This is a genomic window from Streptomyces sp. LHD-70 (genome assembly GCF_031157275.1).
In the GTDB taxonomy this organism is placed as follows: Bacteria; Actinomycetota; Actinomycetes; order Streptomycetales; family Streptomycetaceae; genus Streptomyces.
The window spans coordinates 321666-334269 of sequence record NZ_JAVIFW010000007.1 but is presented as its reverse complement, the minus strand read 5'-3'; the positions used below and the strand labels follow the sequence as shown (position 1 = coordinate 334269).

The 12604-nt window shown below is 67.8% G+C and carries 10 protein-coding genes and 2 pseudogenes; all 12 read left to right on the top strand.

Features of this window, described 5'->3' with window-relative positions:
• Positions 1-40: 40 nt before the first annotated feature.
• The 12 genes and pseudogenes from RCO28_RS16470 (at position 41) to RCO28_RS16415 (ending at position 12544) form a co-directional block, all read left to right on the top strand.
• The gene (locus tag RCO28_RS16470; RefSeq protein WP_308941875.1) at positions 41-2080 is read left to right on the top strand and encodes an FAD-dependent oxidoreductase; all 2040 of its coding nucleotides are present in this window, start codon (positions 41-43) and stop codon (positions 2078-2080) included.
• A 61-nt stretch (positions 2081-2141) separates the two neighbouring features.
• Complete coding sequence (locus RCO28_RS16465) at positions 2142-2912, top strand: glucose 1-dehydrogenase (protein WP_308941874.1); 771 nt, start codon at positions 2142-2144, stop codon at positions 2910-2912.
• 34 nt (positions 2913-2946) lie between these two features.
• Complete coding sequence (locus RCO28_RS16460) at positions 2947-3732, top strand: electron transfer flavoprotein subunit beta/FixA family protein (protein ID WP_308941873.1); 786 nt, start codon at positions 2947-2949, stop codon at positions 3730-3732.
• A 23-nt stretch (positions 3733-3755) separates the two neighbouring features.
• Positions 3756-4712: an electron transfer flavoprotein subunit alpha/FixB family protein gene (locus RCO28_RS16455; protein ID WP_308941872.1), complete on the top strand. Its 957-nt coding sequence runs from the start codon at positions 3756-3758 to the stop codon at positions 4710-4712.
• A 23-nt stretch (positions 4713-4735) separates the two neighbouring features.
• Positions 4736-4939 (top strand): annotated as a pseudogene (locus RCO28_RS16450) (hypothetical protein); the annotation flags it as partial.
• Between the two features lie 209 nt (positions 4940-5148).
• Positions 5149-5286 (top strand): annotated as a pseudogene (locus RCO28_RS16445) (sugar ABC transporter ATP-binding protein); the annotation flags it as partial.
• Positions 5287-5928: 642 nt separating this feature from the next.
• Positions 5929-7221 carry an MFS transporter gene (locus RCO28_RS16440; RefSeq protein WP_308941871.1) on the top strand — a complete coding sequence of 431 codons (1293 nt, stop codon included), beginning with the start codon at positions 5929-5931 and terminating at the stop codon, positions 7219-7221.
• A complete protein-coding gene (locus tag RCO28_RS16435; RefSeq protein ID WP_308941870.1) occupies positions 7218-8441 on the top strand; it encodes a CoA transferase in 1224 nt (407 codons plus the stop codon). Before RCO28_RS16440 ends, RCO28_RS16435 begins: the two co-directional genes overlap by 4 nt.
• An 81-nt stretch (positions 8442-8522) precedes the next feature.
• Positions 8523-9671: an acyl-CoA dehydrogenase family protein gene (locus RCO28_RS16430; RefSeq protein ID WP_308941869.1), complete on the top strand. Its 1149-nt coding sequence runs from the start codon at positions 8523-8525 to the stop codon at positions 9669-9671.
• Between the two features lie 108 nt (positions 9672-9779).
• Positions 9780-10544 (top strand): SDR family NAD(P)-dependent oxidoreductase, encoded by a 765-nt coding sequence (locus RCO28_RS16425; RefSeq protein ID WP_308941868.1) that lies wholly within the window; start codon positions 9780-9782, stop codon positions 10542-10544.
• The gene (locus RCO28_RS16420; RefSeq protein ID WP_308941867.1) at positions 10541-11326 is read left to right on the top strand and encodes a crotonase/enoyl-CoA hydratase family protein; all 786 of its coding nucleotides are present in this window, start codon (positions 10541-10543) and stop codon (positions 11324-11326) included. The genes RCO28_RS16425 and RCO28_RS16420 overlap by 4 nt, the downstream gene beginning before the upstream one ends.
• A 48-nt stretch (positions 11327-11374) precedes the next feature.
• Entirely contained in the window at positions 11375-12544 is a 1170-nt protein-coding gene (locus RCO28_RS16415; RefSeq protein WP_308941866.1) for a thiolase family protein, read from the top strand.
• Positions 12545-12604: the final 60 nt, after the last annotated feature.

The following is a 12604-nucleotide window of genomic DNA, read 5'->3' as shown; positions in this document are numbered from 1 at the left end:
CGCACGCCCGCTACCCCGTCTTCGTACATCGGAGTACGTCATGCCCCTCAACGATCCTCTGCTCGAGCCCTTCGACCTGGGGCACCTGCGCCTGAAGAACCGCGTGGTCAGCACCTCGCACGAGCCGGCCTACGCGCAGGACGGCATGCCCAAGGAGCGCTACCTCCGCTACCACCTGGAGAAGGCCAAGGGCGGGCTCGCGCTGACGATGATGGGGGGCGCGGCGTGCGTGGCGCCGGAGTCTCCGGCCTTCGTGAACAACATCGCACTGTTCCGCGACGAGGTCGTCCCGTACTTCCGGGCGATCTCGGACGCGGTGCACGAGCACGACACCCTGGTGATGTGCCAGGTGACCCACGCCGGGCGCCGGACCAGCAACTACGAGGGGGACTGGCTGCCCGTCATCTCCTCCTCGGGCGACCGCGAACCCCAGCACCGGGCGTTCCCGAAGGCCGCCGAGGACTGGGACATCGAGCGCGTCATCGCCGCGTACGCGGACGCGGCGGAGCGCTGCAAGGCCGGTGGCCTCGACGGTATCGAGCTGATGGGCAACGGGCACCTGCTCGACCAGTTCTGGTCCCCGGCGACCAACCACCGGGACGACGAGTGGGGCGGCGACTTCGAGCGCAGGCTCCACCTCCCGCTCGCCGTGGTCCGCGCCGTACGGGAACGCGTGGGGGACGACTTCGTCGTAGGCCTGCGCATGGCCGTCGACGAGGCCCGGCCCGGCGGACTCACCGCCGCGGACGGCCTGGAGGTCGCCCGCCGGATGACCGCGGAGGGCATCGACTTCCTCAGCGTCCTGCGCGGCAGCCTCGACAGCGACCGCAACCTCGCGCGGGTCATCGCCCCCATGGGCACTCCCGCGGCCCCCGACCTCGACTTCGCCGGCGACGTCAAGCGCGAACTCGGCGTCCCGGTGATGCACGCAGGCCGCATCGCCGACCTGCCCACGGCCAGGCATGCCATCCGCGAGGGCCTGCTCGACATGGTCGGCATGACCCGCGCACACATCGCGGACCCGCACCTGATGCGCCGTCTCGCCGAGGGGCAGGAGGACCGCATCCGGCCCTGTGTCGGGGCGGGTTACTGCATCGACCGCATCTACGAGGGCGGTGAGTCGCTCTGCCTGCACAACCCGGCGACGGGCCGCGAGACGGTGCTGCCGCACGAGATTCCGGTGGCACCCCGGCCGAAGTCGGCCGTCGTCGTCGGCGCGGGACCCGCGGGCCTGGAGGCGGCCCGGGTCCTCGCGGAACGCGGTCACCAGGTCACGGTCCTGGAGGCGGGCAGCAAGCCCGGCGGCCAGATCGCCATCGCGGCGGCGGCCCCGCGCCGACGGGACCTCATCGGCATCGTCGACTGGCGCGTCGAGGAGTGCCATCGCCTCGGAGTGAAGATCCGCTGCAACACATACGCGGAAGCCTCCGACATCCTGGAGCACCAGCCGGACATCGTCATCGTCGCCACCGGCGGCATCCCCAACACCGAGTGCGTCGACGGCCCCCCGAACCTGATCACCGACAGTTGGCAGATCCTCACCCGCGAGGTGAAGCCCGCGAAGTCCGTACTCGTCTACGACGACAACGGCGACCACGCAGGGATGAGCGCCGCCGAGATCATCGCCGAATCCGGCGCGGAGGTGGAGCTCGTCACCCCGGAGCGGGTGATCGCGCCCCTGGTCGGGGGCACCAACTATCCCGCGTACCTCTCGTCGTTCGCCCGCCGCAACGTCCGCCTGACCCTCAACTCCCGGGTCACGTCGGTGAGCCGGAACGCGGACCGCCGCCTGACCGTGACCCTCACCAACGAGTACGGCGAGACGACCGAGACCCGCACCGTCGACCAGCTAGTCGTCGAGCACGGCACGACCCCCGTCGACGACGTGTACTTCGACCTGAAGAAGCACTCGACCAACCACGGAGCCGTCGACCAGGACGCGCTCCTCGGCCTGAGACCACAGCAGATCGTCCACAACGAGGACGGAGCCTTCCAGCTCTTCCGCGTGGGCGACGCCGTCTCCAGCCGCAACATCCACGCGGCGATCCTCGACGCGTACCGCCTGTGTCTGGCCATCTGACTCCTCTCAACTCCCTTCTCTACAGCGCCACTTGAACAATTCTTCACGATCGGAGAGAACCATGGCTGAGGTCACCGGCAAGGTCGCACTCATCACGGGCGCCGCCCGCGGCCAGGGCGAGGCGGAGGCCCGCCTGTTCGTCGAACGCGGCGCGAAAGTCGTCATCGCAGACGTGCTCGACGACGACGCGCAGAAACTCGTCGCCGACCTGGGCGAAGACAAGGCCCTCGCCGTGCACCTCGACGTCAGCGACCCTGAGCAGTGGGCCGCGGCCCTCGCCGCCGCCAAGGAGACGTTCGGCCAGGTGGACATCCTGGTCAACAACGCCGGCATCTACTTCCAGGGCGCGCTCACCGAGACCCCGCTCGACCGCTACCGCAAGCTCATCGACGTGAACCAGATCGGTGTGTTCCTCGGTATGCAGACCGTCGCCCCGCACATGGCCGAGGTCGGCGGCGGAGCGATCGTCAACATCGTGTCGGTCTCTTCGTTCGCCCCGCTGGACCTGACCGCGGCGTACGCGTCCACCAAGTCGGCGCTCCTCGCCATGTCCAAGGCCGCGGTAGGGGAGTTGGGGCCGCTCGGTATCCGCGTCAACATGATCCACCCCGGCGGCGTGGCCACCGAGATGGGCGCCCCGAGTGGTGTGGTCCCGACGGAGTACGACAAGGCCCCGCTGGGCCGCATCGGCCAGGCTCGCGAGATCGCCACGGTCGCCGCGTTCCTCGCCTCGGAGGAGAGCTCGTACTGCAGCGGCGCCGAGATCCTCGTCGACGGCGGCTGGACCGTCGGAACCCGCAATCCCTGGACTGTCACGACTGCCGCGCGCTAGCCGGGACGCGCGACGGAACGAACAGGAGAGAACCATGAGTCTGAACATTGTCGTGTGTGTGAAGTACGTGCCCGACGCCACCGGCGACCGGGGCTTCGCGGACGACCTGACCGTCGACCGCGAGGACACCGACGGCCTGCTGTCGGAGCTCGACGAGTACGCGGTCGAGCAGGCCCTGCAGATCGCGGAGGATGCGGACGATGCCGAGGTCACGGTGCTGACCGTGGGTCCGGAGGACGCCAGGGGCGCGTTGAGCAAGGCCCTGTCTATGGGCGCGGACAAGGGGGTGCACGTCGAGGACGACGACCTGCACGGATCGGATGTGATGGGTACGTCGCTGGTGCTCGCCAAGGCCGTCGAGCAGGTCGGCTACGACCTGGTGATGTGCGGGATGGCCTCCACGGACGGGGAGATGGGTGTTCTGCCCGCGCTGTTGTCGGAGCGTCTCGGCGTGGCGCAGGTGACGCTGCTGTCCGAGGTCTCGGTCGAGGACGGCACGGTCAAGGGCCGTCGCGACGGGGATGCGGCGTCCGAGCAGGTGGAGGCGTCGCTTCCGGCCGTCGTGTCGGTGACGGACCAGTCGGGCGAGGCCCGCTACCCGTCGTTCAAGGGGATCATGGCGGCGAAGAAGAAGCCGGTGGAGTCCTGGGACCTGGACGACCTGGACATCGAGCCGAAGGAGGTCGGCCTCACCGGTGCATGGACCGCGGTGGAGTCGGCCGCCGAACGTCCTCCGCGTACGGCAGGGACGGTCGTGAAGGACGAGGGGGCGGGCGGCAAGGAGCTGGCCGAGTTCCTGACGGGCCTGAAGTTCATCTGAATCACCGGGAGTTGAGGAATCTCATGGCTGAAGTTCTGGTCTACGTCGACCATGTGGACGGTGCCGTCCGCAAGCCCACGCTGGAGCTGCTGACGCTGGCCCGTCGTGTTGGTGAGCCGGTCGCGGTGGCGTTGGGGGCGGGTGCTGCCGACACGGTGGGCGCCCTGGCCGAACACGGCGCGACGCGCGTACTGATGGCGGATGCACCGGAGTTCGCGGAGTATCTGGTGGTGCCGAAGGTGGACGCGTTGCAGGCGGCGTATGAGGCTGTGCAGCCCGCCGCCGTACTGGTGCCGTCCTCTGCGGAGGGCAAGGAGATCGCGGCGCGTCTGGCGGTCCGTATCAAGTCGGGCATCATCACGGATGCCGTGGATCTGGAGGCGGGGGAGGAGGGTCTGGTCGCGACGCAGTCGGCGTTCGCCGCGTCCTTCACTACCAAGTCCCGTATCACGCAGGGCACTCCGGTGATCACGGTCAAGCCGAACTCGGCTGCGGTGGAGGCCGCTCCGGCTGCGGGTGCGGTCGAGGCCCTGGTCGTGTCCTTCTCGGATGCCGCTTCGGGTACGAGGGTGACTGCTCGTACGCCGCGTGAGTCGACGGGTCGGCCGGAGCTGACGGAGGCTGCGATCGTGGTTGCGGGTGGCCGTGGTGTGAACGGCGACTTCGCCGCTGTGGAGGCGCTGGCCGATTCGCTGGGTGCGGCGGTCGGTGCTTCGCGTGCCGCGGTGGACGCGGGCTGGTATCCGCACTCGAACCAGGTGGGTCAGACGGGTAAGTCGGTCTCGCCGCAGCTGTATATCGCGTCCGGCATCTCGGGTGCGATTCAGCACCGTGCCGGTATGCAGACGTCGAAGACGATTGTGGCGATCAACAAGGACGCCGAGGCGCCGATCTTCGACCTGGTCGATTACGGCGTGGTCGGTGACCTCTTCGAGGTCGTCCCGCAGCTCACCGAAGAGGTCAATACCCGCAAGGGCTGACCGTCAGGAAGGCGTGTCTTCTCATGCAACTCGCAGCGATCGTCGTGTCGTTGGCGCTGACCGTGATCGGTGTGGCGCTCCTTGGCCGGGCCGTCGCGCGGATCTACGGGTTCGTGCGGCTCGGCCAACCGGTTCCGGCGGGCAGCCGTACGGACAACTGGCGTGCGCGGACTGCGACGTTGGCGCGGGAGTTCCTGGGGCACACCCGGCTGAATAGCCAAGGAGTCCCTCCAGGTCGTCGACGTCTCCCAGCTCCTCCTCGAATCCGTCAAGACCCCGGCCGAGGAGGTGTCCCCCCTCTCGCGGCGGATCCGACGATGACTCTGTGAGCTGGTGGCGCAGAGCAGTGTCAGCGTGAGTGCGGTGGCTGGCAGGAGCCGCCTCGGGTGCGCTGAAACCGCGGGGGCGGGTGCGCTGAGCTGGGGTTTCGTCGAGCAGCGAAGTCAGCCTGGAGGAGCTGACCAACCACATGGCCGGTGGCGCCGAACTTGCCGCGCTCAAGCACGAGTTGGCACAGGTGGGCGGAGTCGACATCAGGAGCCTTCCTGAGCGGGAGGAACTCGCGGGTCCGTAGGACCACTGTGGGTGTGGGGCGGCCAGGCCGCTCTGGTCGGCAATCTCGGTGTTGGATTTGCCGGAGGACGCGGGGTCCTTACCGACCTGACAGGCGTAACGCATGGCGCCGTCGGCGAAAGGCTCCTGTCCGGAGAGGAGCATCAGGTTTCCGGCGGTGACGGGGTTCGTCGGCGGCTGATCACCCCCGCGAGTGCCCCCGACCAGGCGCCCGGCCCGGCCGGTGTCATCTCTCCTCGGCTGTCAACGGGAGCTCGACGCGAGCCGTGCTTAGACGATGTCGCACGTGACGCAAGCCGCGCCTCGCGTGGTACGCCGACGGCAGCGGCCCCGGTCCGGCCGGCTGACGACCGGACCGGTTCGAGGGCCGCTGAGCCGCGCCAGGGCTGAACAGCAGGCGGCCACAGATCTCCCCGATTCTCGCGCCCGCGATCTATAGGCAAACGCAGTCGGTTCGGGTGGGTATCGGTCTTGGACTTGATCAGTCGGCGTGGCTTCAATGAGGTTGTGTGAGATCGCAACCCGGTCTTCACGATTTGTTTGTAGGGCGAGCAGACATACGGCCCTGCCTCGATCGCGTCGGTCCATCGCATCTGGCGCCTCGCCCCTCATGCCCCTCCTGCGAGGAATTTTCATGACTCAAATGATGTCGAAGGCGGCGCCGGCCAGAGCCGCAGCGAATACCGGTGCGTGGTCTGTCACCGTTCTGCTTGCGCTGTTCATGCTGCTCAATTACGCGGACAAAGCCGTGCTCGGCTTTGCTGCGCAAGATATCTTGCAGGATCTGGGAATCACCGCTCAGCAGTTCGGTGTCATCCAGAGCTCCTTTTTCTGGCTGTTCTTCGCCGGAGCAATTCTCCTGGGCGCGCTTTCCACCAAGATCGGACTGCGCTGGCTCCTGGCCATCCTCATGATCATCTGGGTGGCCACGATGGTGCCACTGGTCGGGACCGTCAGTTTCACCGTGCTCATGCTCTGCCGGCTCACGCTCGGCTTCGCCGAGGGACCGGCCTACGCGCTCGCCAACCACGCCGTCCACTCGCGGTTCCCGGCTGAGAAGCGGGCGCTTCCTGCGGGGATCGTCTCGGCGGGGGCTTCGCTCGGTCCAGTGGTGATGGCGCCGATCCTGACCTGGGTGATCGTCACGTGGACGTGGCACGCCGCGTTCGGCGTGCTTGCCGTGGCAGGCACGATCTGGGCGGTCCTCTGGTTGGTGTTCGGCAGGGACGCCCCCGCCTCATCGGCTGCCTCGCAGGCCGCGGAGTCCGACGCCATCGACGTCCCGTACCCCGTCCTCATCAAGAGCGGCACGCTCATCGGTGTCGCGCTGCTCATGTTCCTCGGGTACTGGTCGACGACTCTGAAGGTCGCCTGGCTGCCGCTCTACCTCTCGGACGGCCTGGGCTACTCCACGCTCGAAACCGGGCGACTGGTCATGATCCCGTACGCGGTGGCCGCGATCGGATCCATCTCTGCCGGTGCACTCTCCAACCGTCTCCTCGCCAAGGGCGTGTCCCGTCGGGTGGCGCGCGGATACCTGATGGGCGGCCTCGTCGCGTCGTCCGGCGTAGCGATGTACGGCTTCACGGTCGTCGGTCCAGGTGTGCTGCAGATGGTCCTGATCACCTTGGCGTTCTCGCTCAACACCGCTTCCTACGCGGTGGCCTTCACCGCCGTTGCCGACATCCTGCACCCCCGGAAGCGCGGTGCGGTCATGGGCGGCCTGGTGGCGGTGTCCAGCATCGCCGGCGTCATTTCGCCCCTGGTTCTCGGGTACTTCGTCGGGAACGCCGCGGACAAGATCTCCGGATACGGCCAGGGCTTCGCCCTCGTCGGTGTGCTCATCGCGGTCGGCAGCGTCTTCGCGACCTTCGTGATCAACCCGGATCGCGACCTGGCCAAGTTCCGTGCCCGAGTTCAGGAGAGTGCCCGATGACCAAGCCGCTCGAAGGTGTCCGCGTCATCGACTTCGGTCAGTTCATCGCGGCACCCGCCGCCGCACAACTCCTCGGCGACATGGGCGCCGATGTGATCAAGATCGAGCCCGTCAGCGGCGAATCGGCCCGACTGATAGGCGTCCCGGGCCAGGCCATGCTCAATGCCTACAGCCGGAACAAGCGCGGCGTCGCGCTGGACCTGAAGGATCCCCGCGGCAAGGAGATCGCGCAGGAACTGATCGCCGGTGCCGACATCGTGGTCCAGAACCTTCGACCCGGCGTCATGCAGTCCTTGGGGCTGGGGGCACAGACCGTGCGGGCCAAGCATCCAGGGATCATCTACGCCACGGTCAGCGGTTTCGGGTTGCACGGTCCGTCGAGGCTCCGAGCAGGTCTGGACATTGCGGCACAGGCCGAGAGCGGCATCATGTGGGTGACCGGTGAACCGGACCGGGAGCCGCAGAAGGTCGGCTTCCAGGTTGTCGACTCGACCACCGCCTATGTCTGCGCTCAGGCCGTCCTCGGCGCCTACGTCCGGCGCCTTCGCACCGGGCATGGAGACGAGGTCGAAGTCTCCCTCCTTGAGGTCGCTCTCCACCTGCAGGCTCCCAATTGGGGTACCTACCTCCTGACCGGCAAGGAACCCGTCCGTACGGGAAACGGTCAGCCGGCCCTGGCCCCGGCGGCCGACGTCATGCCCACCAGCGATGGCGCCTTGGTCGTATCCGCCTATTCGGACGCCCACTTCGACCGCCTCTGCCGACTCCTTGGACGACCGGAGCTGGGAACGGACGAGCGCTTCGCGACGAACGCCGCACGAGTCCGCAACCGCCCCGAGCTGCTGGGTGAACTCCGTCCCCGGTTCGCGACGTTGACCACCGACGAGGCCATGAGCCTGCTGGCCGACAACGGCGTGGTGGCCGGTCGCATCAACACGTACGGCCGGGCGATGACGAGCCCGGACGCCCAGGCGTCCGGAATCTTCATCGACGTGACCGACGCGGCCGGGCAGGAGACGACCACACTCGGATCGCCGTGGCACCTCGGCAGCGTCCCCGAGCTGTCCGGGAACGGAGCCCCCGAGCTCGGCCAGCACACCGCTGAGGTGCTCACCGAGCTGGGCTACGAACCCGACGCCATCAGCACGCTCGAAGCAGCAGGCGTCGTCCGCTCGTTCAACGCCGACCAGTCCGGAGCACGCATGGCGTCGATCCGCTGAATTCGAGCCGCGAAGAGCCGCTGAAAACGACGAGCCGCTGAAAACACTGTCTCAATCCGTCCCCAGCCCAAGGAGTGCCGCATGGAACGAAATCTGTTCGACGAGCAGCACGACGCCTTTCGTGCCACCGTCCGCCAATTCATGGCGAAGGAGGTGGCGCCCAACATGCCGGAGTGGGAAGCGGCAGGAATGGTTCCCCGCGAGCTTTTCAAGAAGACCGCCCAGATCGGGATCAACGGTCTTCAGGTGCCCGAAGCCTTTGGCGGTGCCGGCGTCGACAGTTTCCTCTTGAACGCCATTGTGTTCGAGGAGATCGGCTATGCCGCCGCATCCCTCGGAGGTCTGCAGGTGCACCTCAACACTGTGCTGCCCTACTTCCTGGAGTACGCCAACGACGAGCAGAAGTCGCGCTGGTTCCCCGGGTTCGCCGACGGTGACCTCATCGCATCCATCGCCATGACCGAACCCGGCACGGGGTCGGACCTGGCCGGGATGACCACCACCGCCGTGCGCGACGGCGATGACTACATCCTGAACGGCGCCAAGACGTTCATCACGGGAGGGATCAACGCGGATCTCGTCATCGTGGTCGCGAGAACGTCCCGTGAGGGGGAGAACCGGCGCGACGGGCTCTCGCTCCTGGTCGTCGAGGCCGGCATGGAGGGATTCGTCCGCGGGCGCAACCTGGAAAAGCTGGGTCTCAAGTCCTCGGACACCGCGGAGTTGCTCTTCGACCAGGTCCGGGTGCCGGCCCGCAATGTGCTGGGCGCGGAAGGCGGCGCCTTTGCCATGCTCACCAGCAACCTCGCCCAGGAACGGCTCTCCATCTCGATCACCGCACAGGCGACCGCGACCGCGGCACTGAACCTTGCGATCGACTATGTCCGGGAGCGCAAGGTCTTCGGGCGCCGCGTTGCGGACTTCCAGAACACCAAGTTCGTGCTGGCGGACTGCGCCACCGAGCTGGAAGCCGCCCAGGCGCTGATCGACCGGGCCATCCTCGGCCTTGACGCCGGCACGCTGACGCCCGCCGATGCCGCCAAGGTCAAGTTGTTCGCGACCGAGACACAAGCTCGTGTCATCGACCGGTGCCTGCAATTGCACGGCGGCTACGGCTACATGCGTGAGTACCCGATCTCCAGGCTGTACGCGGACGCCCGCGTCACCCGGATCTTCGGTGGCACCAGCGAAGTGATGAAGAGCGTGATCTCGAAGTCCCTGGCTCTTTGAGCATCGCGTCACGAGCCTGTCCGCACCTGGAAGTCCGCAGCACACGGTCCTTCCACGTGATCTGAATGAGGCGGTCGGCAGCCGCCCTGAACCGCATGAAGGAAGCACATGGAAATCAAGGGGATTCACGCCGTCGTCACGGGAGGCGCTTCGGGACTCGGGCTTGCAACCGCGAGTCGTCTGGTGTCGGAGGGCGCAACGGTCACACTGCTCGACCTGCCTGGATCGGCCGGGGCGGACCAGGCCACAGAGCTCGGCCCGGCCGCACGGTTCGTCCCCGTTGACGTCCAGGACCCGGACGTCGTCGCCGCTGCCTTCGCGGCCGCTGCCGAGCAGGGCCCCATTCGCGCCGTCGTGCACTGCGCGGGGCGAGGCCGGCCGATGCGGGTCCTGACGAAGGACGGCAAGGCGGCAGACCCCGCCCCCTTCGAGGCAGTGGTCCGACTGAACGTCATGGGCACCTTCAACGTCCTCCGGTCCGCGGCCCAGGCAATGGCCGCCAATGAGCCCCACGGCGGAGACCGAGGCGTCTGCGTGCTCACCGCGTCCGTGGCCGCGTACGAGGGACAGATCGGCCAGATCAACTATGCGGCGGCCAAGGCCGGCATCGTCGGGATGACGCTCCCCGCAGCGCGCGACCTGGCCGGCGTCGGCATTCGTGTCTGCACGATCGCGCCGGGCACGTTCGCCACCCCGCTGCTCACGAACGCCCGTCCTGACATCGTCGAGGGCCTTGCAGCGTCCGTGCCGCACCCGCCCCGCCTGGGCGACCCCGACGAGTTCGCCGCCCTGGCCGCGCACATCATCGAGAACGGGATGCTCAACGGCGAAACGATCCGCCTTGACGGTGCGATCCGGATGGCGCCGCGATGACCGCCGGGTCGGACGCGGTGTCGGCTTCGGTCCGCGTCGAACGTGCCGACTCGGTGCTGGTCGTGACGATCGACCGCCCCGAGGCCCGTAACGCGGTCAACCGGGACGTGGCACAAGGGATCGCGAGAGCCATGGACCTGCTCGATGAGCAGTCGACCCTCGCCGCGGCAGTCCTGACCGGAGCAGGAAAACACTTCTGTGCAGGCATGGATCTGAAGGCGTTCCTGCGCGGCGAACGTCCGAATGTTCCCGGGCGAGGCTTCGCCGGGCTTGTGGAATCGCCTCCTGGAAAGCCTCTTGTCGCCGCCGTGGAAGGCGCGGCCGTCGCAGGCGGATTCGAGATCGTCATGGCGGCCGACCTCGTCGTCGCCTCGACCACGGCCACGTTCGGGCTGCCCGAGGTCAAACGAGGACTTGTCGCGGCCGGCGGCGGACTCAGCCGACTGCCCGAATGGGTACCGCGGGCGGTCGCGCTCGAAATGGTCCTGACCGGCAATGCGCTGGGCGCCGCGGAACTGCACCGGCTCGGGATGGTCAACCGCCTCGTACAGCCGGGGCAGACCCGCGACGCCGCGATCGAACTGGCCCAGCAGATCGCCGCGAACGGCCCTCTCGCGGTCAGGGCCAGCAAGCGGATCGTCACGGAGTCACCTGGCTGGACCCCGTCGGAGAAGTTCGAACGAACGCGTCAGATCGCCATGCCGGTCCTCCAGTCGAACGACGCCCGTGAGGGGGCCGCGGCATTCGCCGAGCGCCGGACGCCCGCCTGGACCGCGAGCTGACATTCGGAACCCAACGCATCGGAACCCAACGCAGCGGAAGGAACAACCATGCGTGATGCAGTCATCGTCGAGGCAGTTCGCAGCCCGATCGGGCGGCGGGCGGGGGGACTTGGAGAAGTTCATCCGGCCGACCTGTCAGCCACTCTGCTGAACGCGCTGTCCGAACGGTCCGGCATCGACCCGGCGCTTGTCGACGACGTCATCTGGGGGTGCGTCGCCCAGGTCGGCGAACAGGCAGGCAACATCGCCCGCTACGCGGTCCTGTCGGCCGGCTGGCCCGAGAGCGTCCCCGGGACGACCGTCGACCGCCAGTGCGGCTCCAGCCAGCAGGCGATTCACTTCGCTGCCGCATCAGTGATATCCGGACAGTGCGACGTGGCCGTCGCCGGCGGCGTGGAGAGCATGTCCCGGATTCCGATGGGGTCTGCCCGGCGTGCCGGTCCGGGTGTGCCCTCCAGCGACAAGCTGCTTGAGCGTTACGACGGAGTCGAGTTCAGCCAGGGCACCGGCGCCGAGATCCTGGCCAAGCGGTACGACCTGAGCCGGTCCTGGCTGGACGAGTACAGCCTTACGTCGCACCTGCGGGCTGCCGCGGCTGTCGACGAAGGCCGCTTCGTCAAGGAGATCGCCCCGATCGGGACGCCGGACGGATCGGTGGTCTCCGTCGACGAGGGCATCCGGCGTTCCTCCAGCATGGAGAAGCTCGCCGGCCTGAAGACGGTATTCGACCCCAACGGCCGCATCACGGCAGGGAATTCGTCGCAGATCTCCGATGGATCCGCTGCGGTGCTTGTCATGACGAGCGAGCGGGCACGGAGTCTCGGTCTGACCCCGCTGGCCCGGATTCACACCGCCACGGTCGTCGCGGACGACCCCGTCGCGATGCTGGCGGGACCCGTACCCGCAACTGCCAAGGCCCTGAAGCTCGCCGGGCTCGGTCTTGACGACATCGGAACCTTCGAGGTCAACGAAGCGTTCGCGAGCGTCGTCGGGGCGTGGCTGAAGGAGACGGGGGCCCAGCGGGAGCTCGTGAACGCGGACGGCGGAGCCATCGCGATGGGGCACCCGTTGGGCGGTTCCGGAGCGCGGCTGGCCACGACACTGCTCCACCGCATGCGGGCCGACGGGATTCGATACGGACTGCAGACCATGTGCGAGGCCGGAGGCATGGCCAACGCCACGATCTTCGAAAACCTCGACCCGGGCGCGAAGCACTAGTAGCCCGTCGGCGGAAGTCCGCATGACGTCGCCCGCCGCAGAAGCCGACGGATTGATCAC